Source organism: Micromonospora sp. LOL_014, from assembly GCF_048060245.1.
Classification (GTDB): domain Bacteria; phylum Actinomycetota; class Actinomycetes; order Mycobacteriales; family Micromonosporaceae; genus Micromonospora_E.
This window is the reverse complement of record NZ_JBHMIP010000024.1, coordinates 102,990-123,822: the sequence shown is the minus strand read 5'-3', so window position 1 is coordinate 123,822 and position 20,833 is coordinate 102,990. Positions and strand designations below refer to the sequence as shown.

The 20,833-nt window shown below is 72.8% G+C and carries 23 protein-coding genes and 1 tRNA gene; 20 read left to right on the top strand and 4 right to left on the bottom strand.

The features are described 5' to 3' along the window. Positions 1-304: 304 nt before the first annotated feature. The 4 genes from ACFHW1_RS21010 (at position 305) to ACFHW1_RS20995 (ending at position 2,884) form a co-directional block, all read left to right on the top strand. A complete protein-coding gene (locus ACFHW1_RS21010; RefSeq protein WP_416551389.1) occupies positions 305-622 on the top strand; it encodes a hypothetical protein in 318 nt (105 codons plus the stop codon). A 29-nt stretch (positions 623-651) separates the two neighbouring features. Beyond that, positions 652-2,298 carry a DUF885 domain-containing protein gene (locus ACFHW1_RS21005; RefSeq protein ID WP_416551390.1) on the top strand — a complete coding sequence of 549 codons (1,647 nt, stop codon included), beginning with the start codon at positions 652-654 and terminating at the stop codon, positions 2,296-2,298. Positions 2,299-2,582: 284 nt separating this feature from the next. Continuing rightward, positions 2,583-2,777, top strand: a complete 195-nt coding sequence (locus tag ACFHW1_RS21000) for a helix-turn-helix domain-containing protein (protein ID WP_416555994.1) — start codon at positions 2,583-2,585, stop codon at positions 2,775-2,777. After that, positions 2,747-2,884 (top strand): hypothetical protein, encoded by a 138-nt coding sequence (locus tag ACFHW1_RS20995; RefSeq protein WP_416555995.1) that lies wholly within the window; start codon positions 2,747-2,749, stop codon positions 2,882-2,884. The genes ACFHW1_RS21000 and ACFHW1_RS20995 overlap by 31 nt, the downstream gene beginning before the upstream one ends. Before the next feature lie 57 nt (positions 2,885-2,941). Here ACFHW1_RS20995 and nudC read toward each other — a convergent pair whose 3' ends face one another. Both nudC and ACFHW1_RS20985 read right to left on the bottom strand, forming a co-directional pair. Further along, a complete protein-coding gene (gene nudC / locus ACFHW1_RS20990) occupies positions 2,942-3,808 on the bottom strand; it encodes an NAD(+) diphosphatase (protein ID WP_416567442.1) in 867 nt (288 codons plus the stop codon). 10 nt (positions 3,809-3,818) lie between these two features. After that, positions 3,819-4,529 carry a hypothetical protein gene (locus ACFHW1_RS20985; protein ID WP_416555997.1) on the bottom strand — a complete coding sequence of 237 codons (711 nt, stop codon included), beginning with the start codon at positions 4,527-4,529 and terminating at the stop codon, positions 3,819-3,821. 215 nt (positions 4,530-4,744) lie between these two features. On the opposite strand from ACFHW1_RS20985, the gene eno reads away from it, so the two are divergent. The 13 genes from eno (at position 4,745) to ACFHW1_RS20920 (ending at position 16,517) form a co-directional block, all read left to right on the top strand. Continuing rightward, positions 4,745-6,028: a phosphopyruvate hydratase gene (gene eno / locus ACFHW1_RS20980; protein ID WP_416555998.1), complete on the top strand. Its 1,284-nt coding sequence runs from the start codon at positions 4,745-4,747 to the stop codon at positions 6,026-6,028. A gap of 140 nt (positions 6,029-6,168) precedes the next feature. Beyond that, entirely contained in the window at positions 6,169-6,846 is a 678-nt protein-coding gene (locus ACFHW1_RS20975) for a septum formation initiator family protein (RefSeq protein ID WP_416555999.1), read from the top strand. Beyond that, complete coding sequence (locus tag ACFHW1_RS20970; protein ID WP_416556000.1) at positions 6,843-7,373, top strand: DUF501 domain-containing protein; 531 nt, start codon at positions 6,843-6,845, stop codon at positions 7,371-7,373. Before ACFHW1_RS20975 ends, ACFHW1_RS20970 begins: the two co-directional genes overlap by 4 nt. Before the next feature lie 9 nt (positions 7,374-7,382). Then, complete coding sequence (locus tag ACFHW1_RS20965) at positions 7,383-7,910, top strand: amino-acid N-acetyltransferase (RefSeq protein WP_416556001.1); 528 nt, start codon at positions 7,383-7,385, stop codon at positions 7,908-7,910. 86 nt (positions 7,911-7,996) lie between these two features. After that, positions 7,997-8,983 carry an exopolyphosphatase gene (locus ACFHW1_RS20960; RefSeq protein ID WP_416556108.1) on the top strand — a complete coding sequence of 329 codons (987 nt, stop codon included), beginning with the start codon at positions 7,997-7,999 and terminating at the stop codon, positions 8,981-8,983. Between the two features lie 140 nt (positions 8,984-9,123). Further along, entirely contained in the window at positions 9,124-9,831 is a 708-nt protein-coding gene (locus tag ACFHW1_RS20955; RefSeq protein ID WP_416556002.1) for a dienelactone hydrolase family protein, read from the top strand. An 80-nt stretch (positions 9,832-9,911) separates the two neighbouring features. Further along, the gene (locus tag ACFHW1_RS20950; RefSeq protein ID WP_416556003.1) at positions 9,912-10,667 is read left to right on the top strand and encodes a uracil-DNA glycosylase; all 756 of its coding nucleotides are present in this window, start codon (positions 9,912-9,914) and stop codon (positions 10,665-10,667) included. A gap of 47 nt (positions 10,668-10,714) precedes the next feature. After that, positions 10,715-11,458: a DUF4129 domain-containing protein gene (locus tag ACFHW1_RS20945; protein WP_416556004.1), complete on the top strand. Its 744-nt coding sequence runs from the start codon at positions 10,715-10,717 to the stop codon at positions 11,456-11,458. Next, positions 11,451-12,035, top strand: a complete 585-nt coding sequence (locus ACFHW1_RS20940; protein WP_416567445.1) for a hypothetical protein — start codon at positions 11,451-11,453, stop codon at positions 12,033-12,035. The genes ACFHW1_RS20945 and ACFHW1_RS20940 overlap by 8 nt, the downstream gene beginning before the upstream one ends. After that, positions 12,032-13,069, top strand: coding sequence for an AAA family ATPase (locus ACFHW1_RS20935; RefSeq protein WP_416556006.1), 1,038 nt, complete (start codon positions 12,032-12,034; stop codon positions 13,067-13,069). Before ACFHW1_RS20940 ends, ACFHW1_RS20935 begins: the two co-directional genes overlap by 4 nt. A 13-nt stretch (positions 13,070-13,082) precedes the next feature. Continuing rightward, complete coding sequence (locus tag ACFHW1_RS20930) at positions 13,083-14,495, top strand: DUF58 domain-containing protein (RefSeq protein WP_416556007.1); 1,413 nt, start codon at positions 13,083-13,085, stop codon at positions 14,493-14,495. After that, the gene (locus ACFHW1_RS20925; protein WP_416556008.1) at positions 14,492-15,055 is read left to right on the top strand and encodes a hypothetical protein; all 564 of its coding nucleotides are present in this window, start codon (positions 14,492-14,494) and stop codon (positions 15,053-15,055) included. The genes ACFHW1_RS20930 and ACFHW1_RS20925 overlap by 4 nt, the downstream gene beginning before the upstream one ends. A gap of 112 nt (positions 15,056-15,167) precedes the next feature. Next, positions 15,168-16,517, top strand: coding sequence for an NAD(P)/FAD-dependent oxidoreductase (locus ACFHW1_RS20920; RefSeq protein WP_416556009.1), 1,350 nt, complete (start codon positions 15,168-15,170; stop codon positions 16,515-16,517). Here the strand turns inward: ACFHW1_RS20920 and ACFHW1_RS20915 are convergent. Beyond that, entirely contained in the window at positions 16,510-18,372 is a 1,863-nt protein-coding gene (locus ACFHW1_RS20915; protein ID WP_416556010.1) for a hypothetical protein, read from the bottom strand. The two genes, ACFHW1_RS20920 and ACFHW1_RS20915, sit on opposite strands and share 8 nt — an antisense overlap. A 138-nt stretch (positions 18,373-18,510) precedes the next feature. Between ACFHW1_RS20915 and ACFHW1_RS20910 the strand changes: the two genes are divergently transcribed. The 3 genes from ACFHW1_RS20910 (at position 18,511) to ACFHW1_RS20900 (ending at position 19,947) form a co-directional block, all read left to right on the top strand. Beyond that, positions 18,511-18,591 (top strand) — tRNA-Leu (locus ACFHW1_RS20910). 143 nt (positions 18,592-18,734) lie between these two features. Beyond that, positions 18,735-19,556 (top strand): Bax inhibitor-1/YccA family protein, encoded by an 822-nt coding sequence (locus tag ACFHW1_RS20905; protein WP_278173889.1) that lies wholly within the window; start codon positions 18,735-18,737, stop codon positions 19,554-19,556. 73 nt (positions 19,557-19,629) lie between these two features. After that, positions 19,630-19,947, top strand: coding sequence for a hypothetical protein (locus ACFHW1_RS20900; RefSeq protein ID WP_416556011.1), 318 nt, complete (start codon positions 19,630-19,632; stop codon positions 19,945-19,947). A 68-nt stretch (positions 19,948-20,015) separates the two neighbouring features. On the opposite strand, the gene ACFHW1_RS20895 is transcribed toward ACFHW1_RS20900, so the two are convergent. Beyond that, a complete protein-coding gene (locus ACFHW1_RS20895) occupies positions 20,016-20,822 on the bottom strand; it encodes an SGNH/GDSL hydrolase family protein (protein WP_416615946.1) in 807 nt (268 codons plus the stop codon). Between the last annotated feature and the right edge of the window lie 11 nt (positions 20,823-20,833).

The following is a 20,833-nucleotide window of genomic DNA, read 5'->3' as shown; positions in this document are numbered from 1 at the left end:
GCTGGTTGCTGGCCCGACGGGGTGCCGGCACCCCGTCGGGCCAGCAACCAGCCCTCGGCGGCTCAGCACACCCCACCGGACCCGCCGCGAGGACCACTGCACGGACCGGCGGGGACCGGGGACCGGGTGGCGGTGCTGCGGCTGCGTACCGGCCTGGCCGGTTACCTGAGCCGGGTCAGGGCCGCCCGGACCGACCCGGCCCGGCTGTTCGTCACCACCGGCGCCGTGCAGGCATTCGATTTGCTCGCCACCGCACTGCGGGAGCGCGGCGCGACGACGGTCGGCATCGAGGATCGGCGGAGTGGTGCTGGCCCCGCACCGCCGTCACGAGCTGCTCGATTGGGCCCGGCGTACCGGCGGGTTGATCATCGAGGACGGCTACGACGCCGAGTTCCGCTACGACCGGGAGCCGGTCGGTTGCCGGCAAGGGGTGGCACCGGACCAGGTGGCGTACATCGGCTCGGTCAATATGGCCCTGGTGCTGGAGCTGCCGGCCGGGGTCGACGACGCGGCGCTGGCCGTGGCCGCGGCTCGGCCCGGACCGGTGCTCGGCTATGCCGCGCATTCACCGGGCGAACTGGAGTCGCCGGTCCGGACACTCGCCGGGTTGATCGGCGCATAGCGTCGGTGGGATGGCCTAGGGTCGGTGGCATGGCGTCGTTCGTACCTCTGGCTGAACGCATCATCGACGCGCTGCTGGCCAGCGATCCGGTCCTGGCGTCGTCGGCCGGTGACCACCGCTACGACGACCGGTTGCCGGACCTGTCCGTCAATGGCGTCGCCGCCACCGCGACGATGCTGCTGGACGCTACCAACGCGCTCGCCGAGGTGGACGCGGACACACTGTCCGCCCAGGAGCGGGTGGATCACGCGATCCTGTCGTCGATCGTCGACCGGCGGCTGTTCGAGCTGACCGAGGTGCGTGCCCGGGAGTGGAATCCGCTGGTCTACAATCCGGGGCCGCTGCTGCACGGGCTGATCGCCCGCCCGTTCGCGCCGGCCGCGCAGCGGCTGACCAGCCTGGCCGGACGGCTCGGCGCCGTACCGGACGTGCTGGCCACCGCGCGCGAGACGCTGCGCGGCGTGCCGGCGATCCACGCGGAGACCGCCGCCGGCCAGTTCGCCGGCACCGCCGCGCTGGTCCGAGACCAGGTGCCGGGGCTGCTGGCCGAGGAGCCGGGGCTGCGGGACAAGGTCGAGCCGCTGGCGGCCGAGGCGGCGTTCGCGTTGGACGAGTTTGCCGGCTGGCTGCGCGACAGCCTGGACCGCGACGTCGACCGGCGGGACCCACGGCTGGGCCGGCGGCTGTGGGAGGCCCAGCTGTGGCACACCCTGGACACCGAGCTGACCGCCGCCGACGTGCTGGACCGGGCCTGGGCGAATCTGGAGCGGGTGACCGGCGAGATCCGGGCGGCGGCGGCGGAACTGACCGGTGGGCCGGCCACCGACGACACGGTACGCGCCGCGTTGGCCCGGCTGGCCGCCGAGCATCCGGACGACTCGTCCATTGTGTCGCTGGCGCAGACCGCGATGCGGGAGACCACCGAGTTCGTCGCCGCCCACGATCTGGTGTCGATGGTGGACGACCGGTGCGTGATCCAGGAGATGCCGGAGTTCGCCCGGGGCGTCGCGGTGGCCTACTGCGACCCGCCTGGGGCGCTGGAGCGAGCCGACGTGCCGACGTTCTACTGCATCGCGCCGACGCCGACGGATTGGCCCGCTGAGCGGGTCGAGTCGTTCTACCGCGAGTACAACGACCACATGGTGCGTAACCTGACCGTGCACGAGGCGATGCCGGGGCACTTCCTGCAGTTGGCGCACGCCCGCCGGTTTCTCGGCACCACCCGGGTGCGGGCGGTCGGCCGGTCCGGGCCGTTCGTCGAGGGCTGGGCGGTGTACGCCGAGGAGATGATGGTCGACGCCGGGTTCGGTGGCCTGCCGGTACGGCTGCAGCAGTTGAAGATGCAGCTGCGGATGACCATCAACGCGATCCTGGACCAGCTGACGCACTGCGCGGAGCTGCCGCAGGCCGAGGCGATGGCGCTGATGACCGGTCGGGGCTTCCAGGAGGAGGGCGAAGCGGCCGGCAAGTGGCGTCGAGCGTTGCTGACCTCCACCCAGCTGTCCACGTACTTCGTGGGCTACGCCGAGGTGGCGCAGGTGGCGGCGGCGCGGCCAGCCGGCGTACCGGCCCGGCAGTGGCACGACGCGATGCTGGCGCACGGCTCCCCGCCGCCGCGGCATCTGCCGGCGCTACAGGAATGCGGGCCGGTGCTCCGGCCTTCAGGCCGGGGGTGAAGGCCCGCGCTGGGCGGCCCGCCAGGGCCCGAGTAGTGCTCTGACCTGGCCGGTTTTGCTGCTCAATGTACTGCTTCACGATGCCCGGTGGCGGCGGCCGACGGAGCCGGCAACGTACGAGCCCGACCAGAGCTTGTTGGCCCGGTGGTAGTGGCGCACCAGGTCGGGAGGTGCGGATACCGTCGAGTTGTGGCATAGGCCAACTTGGTGTCGTGTGTTTCGTGCGGCTCCGGTAGCGGTTCCGGGGCTGTCCGGCGCCCGGCCAGCGGGTCGCGCTGGCGAAGGTGTTCGGATGCGCGCGGGTGGTGTTCAACGACGGGCTGCGCGTCCGGCGGGCCGCCCGTGGGCAGGGCCTGCCGTACGTGTCGGGACGCCGAGTTGTCGTAGTGGGTCATCACGTGGGCCAGGGCGACTCCGGAGCGGGGCGTGGCTGGGCGAGGTGTCGGCGGTGGTGTCGTGGCAGGCCCTCGCGGACCTGAACACCGCGTACCGCAACTTCTTCACCCGTGATTCCCGGTTCACGGTGCTGGACAACGGTCGTCTGCGGCCGCCGAAGATCGGCGGCCGCACGGTCCGCTGGGGCTGACGCACTTCGCGGTCATGCCGGACGGCACGAAGGCCGCCGTTTAGGGCGGCAAGGCTCTCAATGCCGATCTGACCGGCCGCCGCCCCGCTGGTGTTCGATCAGCCAGCGGGAGATCGAGTACGTTGCCGGCAGCTCGGCCGGCAGGTCGTTCAGAGCGAACCACCGGGCCTCGGCGATCTCCCGGCCGTCGACGACCGGTTCGGCGTCCGGCCCGGCGCGGGCGGTGAAACCGGCGAGCACCACGCCGGGGCCGGACATCGCCCACGGCTGGCTGCCGAAGTAGGCGATGTCGTGCACAGCCAGCCCGACCTCCTCGTCGACCTCCCGATGCACCGCCTCCTCCAGGGTTTCGCCGGCCTCGACGAAGCCGGCCACCAGCGCCCAGATCGCGGTGGCGCCGTAGGCGTGCCGGACCAGCAGCAGCTCGGCTGCGCCGACGTGGGTGGTGCGGGTGATCGCAGCCAGGACGGCGGGGGAGAGCTGCATCGGTACGTACAGATTGCAGCCGGGACAGCGGCGGGCATGCTCGCCGGGAACGTCGGCCAGTTCGGTGGCGCAACCGCCGCAGAACCGGTGGGTACGCCGCCAGGTGATCACCTGCAGAGCGCGTCCGGCGAGCGCGGCGAGTGGCTCACCCAGCTCACCGGCCATCGCCGGCCAGCTCCGCCAGCCGCCGAGCTGATCGTCGACGGCGGGCAGGCCGGCTGCCCACACCCGGGCGCCGTCCAGGCTGCCCAGCGGCACCCACTCGGTGCTGGCCGGTAGATCGGCCACCGACGGTAGTCCGCCGTTGGCGCCGACCAGCAGTCGGCGGCCGGCCACCACCAGGCACGGATCGGCCGGGTCGGCGCCCCGGCCCACCCGGGCATCGGGAACGAATCTGCTGGGCGGGGTTGGATCGCTGGGCGGGGTTGGATCGGCCACGGGCGGCCCGTTACGCGGGGCCGGGTCGACGGTCGACGGACCGCGCTCCGTGGGGGAGCGTGAAGGCGGTCTCGTCGGCAGTGTCACTGTACCGGCTTATCGCGAATTCGACGGTCTGTCCATCGACCACCCCGCTGAAACTGCCCAGCGCGCCTTCGGTGGTGACACACACGTCGAATCGGGACGCCGCCGCCCCCTGCACCTGGCTGACCTGCACACAGGTGGCGTGTCGGCCGGCGATCGTGGTGTCGTTCTGGCTCACCACGGCCGCCGGATCCAGCGCGGTGGCGTTGAGTAGCGTGATCACCACCGGTGGGGTGACCAGGCCTCCGGCGTTGGCGTCGGTGAACAGCTCCGGATCTGGTTGGGCGGACGGGGACGGCCCGCTGGTCAGGGTGCAGACCGGCGGGGAGTCGTCGGTGTCACACTCGGTGGTGGTCTCGTCGGTGACGATCAGCTTGCCGCCCGGGTAGACGTACGCCGTACGTTGTGGGGTCTGCGCCTGCACAATGCTGGCACTGGCCCCGCCGACCAGCTGGTACTCGGCCGAGTAGGTCAACGCCCTGGCCCCGTCGAGTCGGGCGGCCAGCTCGTTGACCAGGTCGGCCGGCTCGATGGTCTGGCCGGCGTCGGCGATGGTCTGGCAGCCGGCGACCAGCAGCAGCGTGCCGGCGGCGGTGGCCGCTGCGGCGCGGCGGAACCGGTTCTCCGTTGCACGCATGGTGACAGGGTGACCGATCCTGTCCACCTACCGCAAACCGATTGACATCAATGTCAGTAAATGAGATCGATGCCAGATCCGGGTGGTTCCCGACGCGTACATCCCGCGTTTCGGAAGCCAGCGCCCGCAACGTCACCGTCGCCCGATACGCTGCCACCGGAACGGTCGGCCGCACCGTCGCGGCCTTGCGGGACTTGATCACGAGGAGCGACACAGTGGCTACCATCGAGGGAATCGTCGCCAGGGAGATTCTCGATTCGCGCGGCAATCCGACCGTCGAGGTCGAAATCGGGCTTGACGACGGCACCATCGCCCGCGCTGCGGTGCCGTCCGGCGCGTCCACCGGGGCCTTCGAGGCGATCGAGCTGCGTGACGGCGACGCGGACCGTTACTCCGGCAAGGGCGTCGAGCAGGCGGTGGCCAACATCGAGGAGCGCATCGTCGACCAGCTGGTCGGTTTCGAGGCGAGCGAGCAGCGGCTGATCGACCAGAAGATGCTGGATCTGGACGGCACCGCGGACAAGTCCGGGCTGGGCGCGAACGCCATTCTCGGCGTTTCCCTGGCGGTCGCGAAGGCCGCCGCGAACAGCGCCGAGCTGAGCCTCTTCCGGTACCTCGGTGGGCCGAACGCCCACCTGCTGCCGGTGCCGATGATGAACATCCTCAACGGCGGTGCACACGCCGACTCCAACGTCGACGTGCAGGAGTTCATGATCGCCCCGATCGGCGCGCCGACCTTCCGGGAGGCGTTGCGCTGCGGTGCCGAGGTCTACCACAAGCTCAAGTCGGTGCTGAAGAAGAAGGGCCTGGCCACCGGCCTCGGTGACGAGGGTGGCTTCGCCCCGGACCTGCCCACCAACGCCGCCGCGCTGGACCTGATCGCCGAGGCGGTCGGCGCCGCCGGCTACCAGCTCGGCACCGACATCGTGCTGGCGCTCGACGTCGCCGCCACCGAGTTCTACCGCGACGGCGCGTACGTCTTCGAAGGCGCCGGCAAGACCTCCGACGAGATGGTCGCCTACTACACCAAGCTGGTCGGCGAGTACCCGATCGTGTCCATCGAGGACCCGTTGGGCGAGGACGACTGGGCTGGCTGGTCGGCGATGACCGCCGCGCTCGGCGACCGGATTCAGATCGTCGGCGACGACCTGTTCGTCACCAACCCGGAGCGGATCGCCCGGGGCATCGCCGAGCAGGCGGCGAACGCCGTTCTGGTCAAGGTCAATCAGATCGGCTCGCTGACCGAGACGTTCGACGCGGTCGAGCTGGCCCACCGCAGCAACTTCCGCTGCATGATGAGCCACCGGTCCGGTGAGACCGAGGACACCACGATCGCTGACCTGGCGGTAGCCACCGGCTGCGGTCAGATCAAAACCGGCGCACCGGCCCGCTCCGAGCGGGTGGCCAAGTACAACCAGCTGCTGCGGATCGAGGAGGAGCTGGCCGACGCGGCGCGCTACGCCGGGGCCGGTGCGTTCCCGAGGTACCGTTCCGCCTAGTAGCGTCCCGCCGGTTCGACCGGCCCGGTCCTGGTGACCGGGTCCGGTCCGACCGGTCCCGGCGCGCCGACGGTTCGACCAGCCGTCGGCGCACCCGACCGGTCCCGTACAGCCAACCGCCTGGGAGGGGTGTGACGACGGTGCCGCAACGGCGCACACCGAGTGGTCAGGGCCCGGCCCGCCGGCCGGGACAGCCCGGCCGGTCCGGCTCGCGCGGGCCACTGCGGCTCGCCGGCCGCGACAGCGGCTCCCGGGCCGACCAGCGCGGCAGAGCGACCCGGTCGGCGGGTGCCGACCGGGTCGTAGCGCCCCGCTCCGCTGCGGGCCGCTCCGGTGACCCGGGTCGCCCGGCCAGCCGGCGGCCGGCCGCCGGCCGCCGGGTGCCCGGCGGCCCGGTCAAGCGGACCACCGCGCCGCAGCCCAACCGGTTCACCGGCCGGGCGACCGTGCTGCTGGTGGTGCTGGTCGCTCTGGCGCTGGCGTACACCTATCCGGTGCGGGTCTACCTGGCCCAGCAGTCCGACATCGCCCGCATCGAGCAGGCCCAGCAGGCCCAGCGCGAGCGGATCGCCGAGCTCAACGCGCAGGCCGAGCGCTGGCAGGACCCGGACTTCATCCGGATCGAGGCGAAGCGGCGGTTCTACATGGTCTACCCGGGTGAGGTCCCGCTGCTGGTGCTGCACGATCCGGACGGTGCCGCCCGCTACTCAGGCGAGCCGGTCGAGCCGGCCGGTGAGCGCGACGGCCCGGCCGGCCCGTGGTACGACACGCTCTGGTCGAGCGTGCAGGCCGCCGACGCGGAGGGCATCTCTCGGTGAGCGAACCGGTGAACGAATCGGTGAGTGAAGCAGCCGACGAACGTGATCTCGCGGCGGTCGCCGCGCAGCTCGGCCGGCCGCCGCGCGGCACCCGGGCGGTCGCCCACCGCTGTCCGTGTCAACTGCCCGACGTGGTCGAGACGGTGCCCCGGCTCGCCGACGGCACGCCGTTCCCGACCCTGTTCTATCTCACCTGCCCCCGGGCGACATCGGCCTGCAGTCGGCTTGAATCGGCCGGACTGATGCGTAAGTACGCCGCCGAGCTGGCCGAGGATCCCGAGTTCGCCGCCGACTACCGGGCGGCGCACGAGGACTACCTCGCCCGGCGGGAGGCGATCGGCCACGTCCCGGAGATCGCCGGAGTGTCGGCCGGCGGCATGCCGGGCCGAGTCAAGTGCCTGCACGTCCACCTGGGTCACGCGCTCGCCGTCGGCCCCGGCGTCAACCCGGTCGGCGACCGGGTGCGGGAGCTGATCGGCCCCTGGTGGGCCGGCGGCCCCTGCGTACCGCCGTCGGAGTCGGACTAGGTGACCGGCGTGACGGATCCCGGATCCGAGGCCGGCCTGGTCGTCCGGCGGGCCCGGACCCGCGACGTACGAGGCATCCGCCGGCTGATTGACCTGTACAGCCCGGACCGTCGGCTGCTCAGCAAGGCTACGGTCACGCTGTTCGAGGACGTCCAGGAGTTCTGGGTCGCCGAGCAGCCGGCGGACGGGGTGATCGTCGGCTGCGGCGCGCTGCACGTGATGTGGGAGGACCTGGCGGAGATCCGTACCGTCGCGGTCGACCCGCAGTGCCGGGGCCGGCGGATCGGGCACCGGATCGTGACGGAGCTGCTCGCCGTCGCCCGTCAGCTGGGCGTGGCCCGGGTGTTCGTGCTCACCTTCGAGACCAGGTTCTTCGCCAGCTTCGGGTTCGTCGAGATCGACGGGGCCCCGGTGCCGGCCCAGGTCTACGAGCAACTGCTGCGTTCGTACGACGAGGGCGTCGCCGAGTTCCTCGGGTTGGAGCGGGTCAAGCCGAACACTCTCGGCAACACCCGGATGCTGCTGCACCTGCGCTGACGTGCACCGCACCCGCGCCCGACGGCGTCGGCCGCCGGCCCGGCAGCGGCTACGCACCCGGTACGGTGTCCGGTGTGGCGACGCGGGTGGCGGGCATCGACTGTGGCACCAACGCGGTCCGGTTGCTGATCGCGGACCTGCCGGACCCGTGGCAGCCGGCAGAATCCCGGCCCGGCCCGGTCACGGGAGCCGGTTCGCCGGCCGGGTCGGTCGCCGCGCCGCTGACCGACGTGGTTCGTCGGATGGAGATCGTCCGGCTCGGGGAAGGCGTCGACCGGACCCGCCGGCTCGCCCCGGCGGCCATCGAACGGACCCGGCAGGCCCTCACCGGGTACGCCGCCGAGCTGGCCGCGCACGGCGTCGAGCGGGTGCGGATGTGCGCCACCTCGGCCAGCCGCGACGCCGACAACGCCGCCGAGTTCGTGGCGATGGTGCAGGCCACCCTCGGAGTGACCCCGGAGGTGGTGACCGGCGACGAGGAGGCCCGGCTCACCTTCGCCGGGGCGGTCGGTGGGCTGGCCGCCACCGCGCCGGCACCGTACCTGGTGGTGGACATCGGCGGCGGGTCGAGCGAGTTCGTCGTCGGCACCGACACGGTGCACCGGGCGGTGTCGGTGGACGTCGGCTGCGTACGGATGACCGAGCGGCACCTGCGTGCCGATCCGCCGACCGCCGCCCAGATCGCCGCCGCCGGACGCGACATCGCGGCGGCGGTCGACCGGGCGCTGTCGGTGGTGCTCGGGCCGGACCGGTCCGGCCCGCCGCCGACGCTGGTCGGGCTCGCCGGGTCGGTGACCACGGTGGCCGGGATCGCGCTGCGGCTGGACAGCTACCGGGCGGACCGGCTGCACCACGCCAGGATCAGCTACGACCAGGTGGCCGAGGTGACCGCCGACCTGCTGGCCATGCCGGTCGGGCAGCGGCTGCGGATCCCGGTGATGCACCCGGGCCGGGCCGACGTGATCGCCGCCGGCGCCCTGGTGCTGCGGATCGTCATGGAACGCGCCGACGTGTCGTCGGTGGTGGCCAGTGAGCACGACATCCTGGACGGGATCTGCCTGAGCTTGCGGTGACCGGCAGACGTACCGCAGCTCACCAAGAGGCGTACGCCACCCTCCGCGCGCCTTCCCCGGCCCCACGGCGCGTGTCAGGCTACCGGACACGTGCCCCACTGCGCGCCAGCCAACGATGACTGACCGACAGGAGGACCCCCATGGGCGAGATGGTGAGCTACCGCAGCAACGGCGGGACCAGCGAGGGATACCTGGCCCTGCCACCGGCACCCGGGGAGGGCGGCGCGGCGGGCGCCGCACCTGCGGTCATCGTGATCCAGGAATGGTGGGGGCTGGTGCCGCACATCACCGCGGTCGCCGACCGGCTAGCCGAGGCGGGGTTCGTGGCCCTCGCTCCCGACCTCTACCACGGCGTACAGGCGACCGAGCCGGACGACGCCCGCCGGCTGCTGATGGGCCTGGCGATGGACCAGGCGGCCAAGGACATCGCCGGCGCCGCCGAGTACCTCGCCGGCCGGGCCGAGTCGGCGGGCGACACCGTCGGTACGGTCGGCTTCTGCGCTGGCGGTAGCCTGGCGCTCTGGTCGGCCACGCTCACCGGGCGGATCGTCGCCACCGCCGGGTTCTACCCGGCGTTGCCGTGGGAGCGGATGCGTCCCGACTGGGCGGGCTACGCCGGCAAGTCGGCGATGATCCACTGCTCGGAGCAGGACGGCACCTCCGCCGCCGACGGGATCCAGCAGGCCAAGGGCTACATTGAGGCGGCCGGCGGCGGCTGCGTAATCTACGACTACCCTGGCACCCGGCACGCGTTCTTCAATGACGACCGGCCGGAGTCGTACGACGACGACGCGTCGAAGCGTGCCTGGGCGCGGACCTTGGAGATGTTCCGGACCCGACTCGGCTGACGTCACGGCCGGCCGGCCGGTCTCGGTCTCGGTCTCGCGGTGCGCCGTCTGCTGGCCGACCGACGTCGGAAGGAGCCGTGGTGACCGGTACCGCAGCCCACGTGACCAGCGCGGCCCACGTGACCAGCGCGGCGGCGCGGGTGCCGGACCTGCCGACGCTGGACCACACGATTGCCGGCTGCCGGGCCTGCCCGAACCTGGTCGCCTGGCGGGAAGAGGTCGCCGCGACAAAGCGCGCGGCGTTTCGTGACCAGACCTACTGGGGCCGTCCGGTGCCCGGCTTCGGGCCGCCGGACGCCCGGATCGCGATCCTCGGGCTGGCACCGGCGGCGCACGGCGGCAACCGCACCGGCCGGGTCTTCACCGGCGACCGCTCCGGCGACGTGCTGTTCGCCGCCCTGCACCGCGCCGGGCTGGCCAACCAGCCGACCAGCGTCGCTGTCGATGACGGTCTGCGGCTGTCGGACACCCGGGTGGTGGCCGCCGTCCGCTGCGCCCCGCCAGCGAACCGGCCCACCCCGGCCGAACGGGACACCTGTGCGCCCTGGCTGCACCGGGAGATCGCCCTGCTGAGACCGACGCTGCGGGTGGTGGTCGCGCTCGGCGCGTTCGCCTGGGCCGCCTGGTGGCCGGCGATGACCCGGGTGTACGGGCGACGACCGCCCACACCCCGGCCGGTGTTCGGCCATGGGGCACACTGGTCGGGCGGCGGGGCGGTGCCCGACGTGCTGGGCTGCTACCACGTCAGCCAGCAGAACACGTTCACCGGACGGCTCACTCCTGCCATGCTCGACGAGGTGTTCACCGAGGTGAATCGCCTGGCGGGGCGGATTTGACCGGGCCGAGACGACCACTGGAGGACCCGAGGGGGCACCCGCCGGCAATGGATTCCGCGGCTATCCGCAGGCTGTGGCCACTCGCCGCCGTCGCCGTACTTCTCGCGCTGACCGCGGTCGCGGCGGCGAACTCCACCCTGCCGGTCGGCCGCACCGACGCCACCGTCGAACGGGACATCCCCGCGCTGCCGGACTACCAGCAGCCGCAGACGGCGCCGACGTACCAGCCGCCGCCGGACGACTTCGCCGCCGCCGACCAGCAGCAGCTTCCGTCCTGGGTTCCGCTGCTCGCCGGGGCGCTGTGCGGCCTCACCGTGCTGGTTGTCGCCGGCCTGCTGCTGTGGACCCTGCTGCGTGACGTGGTGCGGCGCCGGCCCCGGCCGAACCCGGTCGGTATCCGCCGGCGGAGCACCACAGGGCCCGGCCCGGCCAGCACCGCCGAGGTGGTCGCCGCTGTCGACGCCGGCCTGGTCGAGCTCTCCGCCGCCGACGCCGACCCGCGCCGGGCGGTGATCGCCTGCTGGGTACGGCTGGAGCAGGCCGCCGCCGCAGCCGGCACCCCCCGCCAGATCGGCGACACGTCGACCGACCTGGTCACCCGGCTGCTCGCCGGGCACGAGATCAGCGCCGAGGTGCTGTCGGCGTTCGCGGGCGTCTACCGCGAGGCCCGCTACGCCCGGCACGACGTCGACGAACGGACCCGGGAGCAGGCGCGGTGGGCGCTGCGTCGGTTGCGTACCGAGCTGACCGCCGCGGTCGGCCCCGGCGAAGGCGGGCCGGCCGGTGAGTGACCCGCAGACCAGCATCGACGACCTGCTCTACCACGACGAGGAGGCGCCGCCCCGCGAGCGTCGCGCCCCCGGCCGGGTCCGGTCCTGGCTGACGGCGCTGGCGCTGGCCGCCGCCGGCACCGCTGCCATCCTGCTCGGGCTGCGGCTGTTCGGCCTGACGGTGCCGATCGAGGCGGTCTTCGCTGGCTGCCTCGCGCTGGTGGTGCTGCGCCGCACCGTACGGTCGGTCGCCGCCCCGCCCCCGGTCAAGCTGCGCCGGGTCGGCTCCGACCCGGAGGACGGCAGCTACGTCTTCGGTGGCGAGGACGGCCTGCGGGAGGCGGTCGGCCGGTGGGAGCGCCGGCTGCGGGCCGGTCAGGGCGACGCGGGCCGGTTCGCCGAGGTGACCTTGCCGGTGCTCGGCGAGCTGGTCGACGAGCGGCTACGGCACCGGTACGGGCTGACCCGGGCCACCGACCCACAACGGGCCCGGGAGATCTGCGGGGACGAACTGTGGAACTTCCTGAACACCCCGGCTCGGCGTAAGTCGTCGGCCAAGGACTGCGCGGTGTTCGTCAGCAAATTGGAGAAGATATGAACGACGTGGTGGCAGCCCCGACCACCGAGGTCAGCCGGCTCGCGCACGCCGTACTGGACTCGGTCGGCACCGTGCTGGTCGGCAAGCGGGACGCGCTGGAGTTGGTCCTCGCCGGCATCCTCGCCGGTGGGCACGTGCTGCTGGAGGACCTCCCCGGGCTGGGTAAGACGTTGACCGCCCGGTCGTTCGCCCAGGCGTTGGGGCTGGACTTCCGTCGGCTGCAGTTCACCCCCGACCTGCTGCCGGCCGACGTCACCGGTTCGTTCCTCTACGACCAGCGCAGCGCCGACTTCACTTTCCGGGCCGGTCCACTGTTCACCAATTTGCTGCTCGCCGACGAGATCAACCGGACACCGCCGAAGACCCAGTCGGCGCTGCTGGAGGCGATGCAGGAGAAGCAGGTGTCGGTCGAGGGGGTGACCTACCGGCTGGAGGCGCCGTTCCACGTGCTGGCCACTGCCAACCCGATCGAGTACGAGGGGACCTACCCGCTGCCCGAGGCGCAGCTGGACCGGTTCCTGCTGCGGGTGTCGTTCGGCTACCCCACCCACGAGGAGGAGTGGGAGGTGCTGCGTCGGCGTATCTCCCGCCGCCAGGAGGAGACCGAACTGGCCGCCGTGGTCGACGCGGCCGGGCTGCGGGCCATGCAGGCGGCGCTGGAGAACGTGGTGGTCGAGGACTCCATCGGCCGGTACATCGTGGCCCTCACCGCAGCCACCCGGGACCACCCGTCGGTCCTGGTCGGAGCGTCGCCCCGGGGTTCGCTGGCGCTGCTGCTGCTGGCCCGGGCCAGGGCGGTGCTCGCCGGCCGGGACTTCGTCGTGCCGGAGGACGTCAAGGAGGTCGCCGCCCCCGTACTGGCACACCGGATCACCCTGCGGCCGGAGATGTGGCTGCGCCGGGTGGATCCGTCGTTCGTGGTCGGCGAGGTACTGGCGCAGACCCCGGCCCCGGCCAGCGGCGCGCTGCCCAGCTACGGCGGCGGGTTCGGCCCACCGGGCAACGCGGCGGCCGGCCGCCGCGGGGCACCGTGACCGGCGGCACCTGATGACCGCCACGCGATGGCAGCCGACCCGGGCGCTGGGCCGGGCGGTGCTGATCACCGGGCTGCTGCTGATCACCGGGGTGATCCTCGGTCGGGTCGATCTGGTCGCCCTGGCCACCCCGTTCGCGCTGGGCACCGCGTACGCGCTGCGCCGCCGGCCGGTCGCCGCGCCGGTGCTGGACCTCGGGGCGGTCGACGCCAACCTCGTCGAGGGCGGTCAGGTCGGTGCCCGGGCCGCCACCGCCAACCCGGCCGACGCCGACTACGACCTGGTGGTGGTACGCGCGTTGGTGTCGCCGTGGCTGCGCATCGACGAGGTCGGGGTGCTGGCGCCGATCTCGATCGACCCGTCACCCGGCGGCGGCCAGCTGCTGGTGCTCGAACGGTTGGCGGCGGCCCGACCCCGGCCCAGCGGTGGGGTGCCGGACCGCCCGTTCGGCCTGGCGGTGCCGACCGGCTCGGCGGCCGGTTTCGAACTGTCCGGGGTGGCGCTGCGCTGGGGCCGGCAGCCGGTCGGGCCGGTCGCCGCGCGGGCGATCGCCTGCGACGGGCTACTGTCCTGCCGGCCGGTGGTCGCCGAACCGGTCCGGGTGCCGGTCTACCCGGTGATCGACCCGTTCAACGCCGACGAGGCGATGCCCCGCGCCGCCGGGCTGGTCGGCGGGCACCGGTCCCGCCGGCCGGGGGAGGGCGGTGAACTGGCCGGGGTGCGCATCTTCGGCCCCGGCGACCGGCTGCGCCGCATCGACTGGCGGGTGTCGCTGCGGGCCCGACAGCTGCACGTCGCCGCGACCCTGTCCGACCGTGACGCCGAGGTGGTGCTGCTGCTCGACGTCCTCACCGAGGTCGGCCGCTCCGGTGGGGTGTCCGGCGGTGCGTCGGTGCTGGACACCACGGTCCGGGCGGCGGCCGCGATCGCGGAACACTACCTGCACCGCGGTGACCGGGTCTCGATGCTGGAGTATGGGCCGACGGCCCGCCGGCTCCGCCCGGCCACCGGCCGCCGGCAGTACCTGACGGTTCTGGAGTGGCTGCTCGACGTCGAGGTGCGGCCCACCCCGTACGAACCGTACGACCAGGTCTTCGGCCCGCAGCTGCTCTCCTCTGACGCGCTGGTCGTGGTGCTGACCCCCCTGGTGGACCCGCGTTCGGCGGAGATGCTGGCCCGGATGGCCCGGTCGGGCCGGATCGTCGTCGCCGTCGACACGCTGCCCACCACGGTGGCGCCGCCGCCCCGGCAGGGTCAGTGGACCGAGGTGGCGTACCGGCTGTGGCGGCTGGACCGGGAAAACACCGTCGGGCAGCTGCGCGAACACGGCGTACCGGTGGTGAACTGGGCCGGGGCTGGAAGCCTCGACCAGGTGCTACGGGACGTGGCCCGGCTGGCGTCGGCGCCGAAGGCGGTGCTGCGATGATCACCGCGACCCGGGACCGGGTGGCGGCGGTGCGCACCGGATTCACCCGGGTCACCCTCGCGCCGGTACTGCTGCGGGGCGTGGTGGCGGTCACCGCGCTGCTCGCATTCGGGCTCGCGTACCCGGCCGAAGTCTTCCTCGGCCGGGCCGGGCCGGTGCTGCTCGCCGTTGCGCTGCTGCCGGCGTTGGCGCCGCGCGGGCACGCGCCGACGGTGACGATCCTGGTCGGGATCGGCGGCTGGGTGCTCGCCACCACCTGGTACGGGACCCCGGTGCAGCTGTGGCGGCTGTCAGCGGTCGGCGCGCTGCTGTACCTGACCCACAGTCTCGCCGCGCTGGCCGCCGCCGTGCCGTACGACGTGGTGCTGGCCCCCGAGGTCGTGGTGCGCTGGTCCACCCGGGTGGCGGCGGTGCTGCTCGCCTCGGCGGTGCTGGTGGTGCTGCTGATCACCGCAGCCGGCCGGACCGCCGGCCAGCCTTTCCTGCTCGCGGTGCTGGCCGGCTTGGTGGTGGCGGTCGGCGCGGTCGCCCTGCTCGCCACCCTGGGCCGGCGCCGCTGACGTCCGGCGGCGGCCCAGCCGGCTGGCGTGCGGCGGCTCACACGGGCGTGCTCGGTCACATATCTGGCTTTCGAGGCGGCGTCAAGAGGCAACCGGGAGGAAGATGGGCTATGTGAACAGGCAACGGATTCTTGTCGTCGGTGCCGGGCATGTCGGTCTTTACGCCGCCCTGCGCCTGTCCCGCAAGATGCGCCGGGGCGAGGTCGAGGTGATCGTGGTCGACCCGCAGCCGCACATGACCTACCAGCCGTTCCTGCCGGAGGCGGCGGCCGGCAACATCTCACCCCGACATTCCGTCGTGCCGCTGCGCCGGGAACTGCGCCGCTGCCACGTGATCGCCGGGGCGGTGACCAGGATCGAACACGCCCGTAAGGTCGCCGAGGTGCAACCCATCGTCGGTCCGCCCCGGGAGATCGGCTACGACCATGTGATCGTCGCCCCCGGTTCGGTGTCCCGTACCCTGCCGATCCCCGGCCTGCGGGAGCACGGCATCGGGTTCAAGACCATCGGCGAGGCGATCTACCTGCGCAACCACGTCCTGGAACGGCTCGACGTGGCGGCGGCCACCGCCGACGAACAGGTCCGCCGGACCGCGTTGACGTTCGTCTTCGTCGGCGGCGGCTACGCCGGCATCGAGGCGCTTGCCGAGATGGAGGACATGGCCCGGGACGCGCTGCGCTACTACCCCGAGCTGAAGCCGACGGACATGCGCTGGGTGCTGGTCGAGGCGACCCAGCGGGTGCTGCCCGAGGTCGACCGGGACATGGGCGCCTACACGGTGCAGCAGCTGGTCAAGCGGGGGATGGACATCCGGTTGGACACCCGGCTGGAGTCCTGCGTCGACGGGCTGGTGCGGCTCTCCGACGGCGACAGCTTCCCGGCCGACACGATCGTCTGGACGGCCGGGGTGAAGCCGTCTCCGATGCTCGACGCCACCGATCTGCCCCGCGACGAGCGGCGGCGGATCAGCTGCCGGCCGACGCTGCAGGTCGTCGACGGCGACCGGACGGTCAACGGGGCGTGGAGCGCCGGTGACTGCGCCGCGGTGCCGGACCTGACCGGTCCGCCCGGGGCGTACTGCTCGCCGAGCGCCCAGCACGCGGTGCGCCAGGCCCGGACGATGGCCGACAACATCCTGGCGGTGGTCCGTGGGCGGCAGCCGGTCGAGTACCGGCACAAGCACGCCGGCAGCGTGGCCAGTCTCGGCCTGCACAAGGGCGTCGCCCAGGTGTACGGGATCAAGATGACCGGGCTGCCGGCCTGGTTCATGCACCGTACGTACCACATGAGCCGGATCCCGTCGCTGAACCGTAAGGTGCGGGTGATCGTTGACTGGACACTCGCGCTGGTGCTCAAGCGTGAGGTGGTGGCGCTCGGGCAACTGCACGACCCGCGTGAGGAGTTCCTCGGGGCGACCCCGCAGCTCAACCAGCCAGGTGCCGCGCCGGCCCGGGTCAGCTGACCGGCCAGGTCCAGGCGTCGGCCACCCGCTGGCCCGGCCCGAGCAGGTCCTCGGTGGTCTGCCGCAGCTCGGCGGCGTGCGTGGTGCCGTCCATCAGCACCACGCAGTCGGCACCCCAACGGGTCAGGTCACGACGGGACCGGGCACGTTCCTCGTCGGTGATTTCCGGCACCTCGCCGGTCCGGGCCACCTCGGCGAGGATCTTCGACGTCGGCAGCTTGAACGTGCCCATCGAGGCGTCGCCACCCGGGGCGTACGGGCCGATGAAGAACCCTTCCGGCATGCCGAAGTCGATCGTCGTCGCGGTGGCCCAGGCCATCGGCCACGGCTGCGGCGGGGTGGCGGGCGGCACCGGCACCAGCACGCCGCCGGACGGTACGCAGCTCCGCCAGTGGCCGCCGACGATGAACTCCGGCAACGGGTCGCGGTCCATCGCCGGCAGCGGGGCCGGCACGACCGGGAGCAGCGCCACCGCGACGACGGCTGGGACGGCCAGCCGGGCCGGTCGCCAGCCGAGCCGCAACGCCCGGTCGACGGCGAGGGTCAGGATGACGGCGATCAATGGGATCACCGCGAGGGCGAACCGCATCGGCAGCGCGCCGTCCACCACCGGCATCCCGTCGAGCAGGGCGTACGGCCCCGGTACGCCGGTCTTGGCGCCGTCGACGACGATCCGTGGACCGAGTGAGAGCCCCGCCATCAGCAGCGTCCCGGCGGCGCAGGCGACGACCACCGGCCGCCGGATCAACCAGGCGGTGGCGGCGGCCGTGACCAGCAGCAGCGGCCAGCCGAGGAAGGTGTTGTACTCGGCCGGTCCGGTGGTCAGCTCGGCGGCGGCCGCCGAACCGGCCACCGACAGCTCGGACACCGCCGGCCAGCTGGCCAGATCGGCCGAGAAGTACGCCGGGTCGAACACGCCGTCGGAGACGCTCTGCGGCCCGGCGAACTGGAACCACAGCGGGTACCCGAGCAGCACCACGCCGACGGCCACGGCGACCAGCATCCCGGCGACGAAGTTCGGCAGGATCCGCCACACGTACCGGGGTGCGGTCGCGGCGAACGCCGCCGCCATGATGATCAGCGTGACCGCGGTGAGGAAGAGTACCTCCTCGCCGACGAACACCTGGACCGCGACGACCACCCCGAGCCAGCCGCCGGAGGTGACGATCCGGCGGCGGTCGGGCCGGCCGGCCGGCCCGAGGATCCGCCCGTCGGGTGTCGAGCCGGTCGGATCGGCGGCCCGCATGATCCGGATGAGCAGCCACATCATGACCGGGATCAGCCACAGCGCGGTCATGTGCAGGTGGCTGTTGCTCTGCGAGACCATCCCGGGGGCGAACCCGCAGAACGCGCCGCCGGTAGCGGCGGCCAGCCGGCGAGCGCCGAGGGGCCGGGAGAACAGGAAGTAGAACGCGATCGCGCTGGCGGCCAGGTTGCCGGCGACCAGCAGCGCGAAGCTCACCGGTGCGCCGAAGAGCACGGTGACCGGGGCCATCAGGAAGCCGAGCGCGATGACCGTCGTGTTGGCCATCAGATTCACCCCGTCCGGGGCGTTCAACCGGTCGCTGAGCAGACCGAAGTCGCCGAACAGGACCCGCGCGTCGCTGGCCAGGAACCACTCGTACAGGGTCTGGTCCTCCGGGTTGAAGGCCAGCAGGTGGGCACCGGGCGCGGGCCAGAGCCGGTGGGTCAGCACGCCGGCGAACAGGACGAAGAACAGGCACACCACGGCGTCCACCCGGTGTCCGCGAGCCGCCGCGGCGATCCGGGACCACCGGGAGCCAACCGTCGATGGTCGGCCGGGCCGGGGCGGAACGGGGCCGGTGTCCTGCGCTGCGGTTGCTGAGCGGCTCACGGTTCGCACCCTAGTGCCGTGGGCCGGCCGGGCTGCGTCCGGCTGGGCACGACCCGCTACCGTGACATCTGCCGTCGCGTACCAACGCGTGGCGTGTCGGCGATCGGTCCGACCGGGCGCAGCCCGGCCGACCCGCCGGCCCGGGTGGTGGAATGGCAGACACGGCTGCCTTAAAAGCGGCTGCTGAAAAGCGTGCGGGTTCGATTCCCGCCCCGGGTACCTCGGTGTCCCCTGGCGCCGTTCGGGGCCCAGTGCCAGCGGCCGGAGTCCGCCTGTGACCGGCGGTCCTGCACAGCGTCGATCGAGCCGTCTACCCTTGACCTCACACCATCGTGTGACAACCCCCTGAGGGAGGCTGGACAGTGAAGACATCCAACCCGGTCCTGGCCCGGCTCGGCCAGGCGGCCGAGCGGGAGCGGGCCACCGGGTACGCCCCTGCCGGTCCCTACGGGCAGCCCGGCACCGGGCAGCCATATCCGACGCAGGCCGGCTACCCGGCCGCGCCGCCGACCGTCGCGCCGATGACGGTCGACGACGTCGTCGTCAAGACCGTCACCCTGCTCGGCATCACCGGGCTGTCGGCGGCGGCGGCCTGGATCCTGGTCCCCGACTCGCTGCTGTTCGGCGCCTGGATCGGCGCCGCGATCGTCGGTCTGGTGCTGGGGCTGGTCATCTCGTTCTCCCGGGTCGCGAACCCGGCGCTGGTGGTCACCTACGCCGTCGTCGAGGGTGTCTTCGTCGGCCTGGTCAGCAAGTTCTTCGAGGTGGTTGCCGGCTACCAGGGCATCGTCCTGCAGGCGGTGGTAGCCACCTTCGGCGTCTTCTTCCTGATGGCCGCCCTCTACAAGATGAAGGTCATCCGGGCCACCCCGAAGTTCACCCGTGGCCTGATCGCCGCGATGGTCGGTGTCTTCGCGGTCATGATGATCAATCTGGTGTTGTCGCTCTTCGGCGTCGACACCGGGCTGCGTAGCGGCGGTCCGGTCGCCATCATCTTCAGCCTCATCTGCATCGTGGTCGCCTCGCTGAGCTTCGTGTTGAGCTTCCACGAGGTCGAGGAGGGCGTCCGGCTCGGCCTGCCGCAGCGCTACTCCTGGACCGCGGCGTTCGGCATTCTGGTCAGCCTGATCTGGCTCTACATCGAGATCCTGCGCCTGCTCAGCTTCTTGCAGGGCGACGACTGACCGTCCGTCCGCGCCGCGCCGCGCCGCACTGTCGGCGCGGCGCGGCCGTCGTCGCGGGCACTAGACTGTGGCGGTGGCCGCAGCGCATCTGACCCGCCTGGTCGACCTCCTGGTCCGGCAGGTGGCCCACTGGGAACAGCCCCGATGGGCGGCGGGTGACGGCCACCGAGCGGACGAGTTCCACGACCTGGTGCAGTACCTTGCCGACCTGGGCGCGGCTGCCGAAGGGCGGCCCGGCCGGCAGGTACCCCGGCTGAGCCGGGACACCGCGCTGCCCGACCAGCTGCGGGTGGTCGCCGCCGACCTGATGCGGGCGGCACCTGACCTCGCGGTGCTCGAATCGGCGGCGGCTGCGGCGCAGCGGCTGCGCGGCCGGCTCGAAACGCTCTGACCCGCCACCGGCAACGGCCCGTCGACCGACGCCTGACCCAGGCCGGCACGGCAGTGGTCCGCGGTGGGTCAGCGGTGCGGGGCGGTGTTCGCCGCCGCGAGTACCGCCGGAAGTAGCGCGTGCGCCCAGATCCGGTAGCCGTCGGCCGACGGGTGGTAGCCGTCGTGGCAGTAGGTGTTGGGGTCGGCCCGGAACACCGCCCCGGTTTCGCCGGCCAGGTCGACCACCCTGGCGCCGGCGTCCCGGCCGGCGCGGGCCTGGGCCTGGGCGGTCCGCCGCCCGAGCAGCCCGGCGAGCTGACGCAGCGGCGGCGCGATCGCCCGGGCTGCGCCGAGATCCGGGCAGGTGCCGACCACCACCTCCGTACCGGCGCTACGTAGCCGGCGTACCGCTGCGGCGAGATGAACCGCCGACTCGCCGGGCCGACGCAGCGCGGCCGCGTCATTGGTGCCGATCAGAACGACCGCGACGTCCGGCCGTTCGCCCAGCAGCGCCCGGGCGACCTGGGTGGCCAGGTCCCGTGAGCGGGAGCCGGCCACCCCGACGCTGGACAGCAGGACCCGGCGTCTGGCGACCGCCGATCCGCCCTCGTGCTCGGCGAGCAGCCGGGCCAGCTGGCCACCGACCGTGTCGGCCACCCGGTCCACCCCCACTCCGAGGGTCACCGAGTCGCCGAGCAGCACCAGCCGCAACGGCGCCCCGCCGGCCGGACCGAGCGCCACCCGGACGACCAGGCCCAGCTCCGGCTGGGCGTACCGGCGGTGACGGGCCAGCACCGCCTCCCCGACCAGCAGCGTGGCGCTGCCCACCGCACCGGCGACGAGCGCGGCGGCGGTGACCTGGCCCATCCGTACAGCGATATTTCTCGACGTCACGGCGGTCACCT

What these genes read in the sequence shown, in the direction of transcription:
- ACFHW1_RS20945 (WP_416556004.1), top strand. Translation starts at nt 10,715, where the DNA reads ATGGATTCCGCGGCTATCCGCAGGCTGTGGCCACTCGCCGCCGTCGCC.
- ACFHW1_RS20930 (WP_416556007.1), top strand. Translation starts at nt 13,083, where the DNA reads ATGACCGCCACGCGATGGCAGCCGACCCGGGCGCTGGGCCGGGCGGTG.
- ACFHW1_RS20985 (WP_416555997.1), bottom strand. Translation starts at nt 4,529, where the DNA reads ATGCGTGCAACGGAGAACCGGTTCCGCCGCGCCGCAGCGGCCACCGCC.
- ACFHW1_RS20935 (WP_416556006.1), top strand. Translation starts at nt 12,032, where the DNA reads ATGAACGACGTGGTGGCAGCCCCGACCACCGAGGTCAGCCGGCTCGCG.
- ACFHW1_RS20955 (WP_416556002.1), top strand. Translation starts at nt 9,124, where the DNA reads ATGGGCGAGATGGTGAGCTACCGCAGCAACGGCGGGACCAGCGAGGGA.
- ACFHW1_RS21005 (WP_416551390.1), top strand. Translation starts at nt 652, where the DNA reads ATGGCGTCGTTCGTACCTCTGGCTGAACGCATCATCGACGCGCTGCTG.
- ACFHW1_RS20925 (WP_416556008.1), top strand. Translation starts at nt 14,492, where the DNA reads ATGATCACCGCGACCCGGGACCGGGTGGCGGCGGTGCGCACCGGATTC.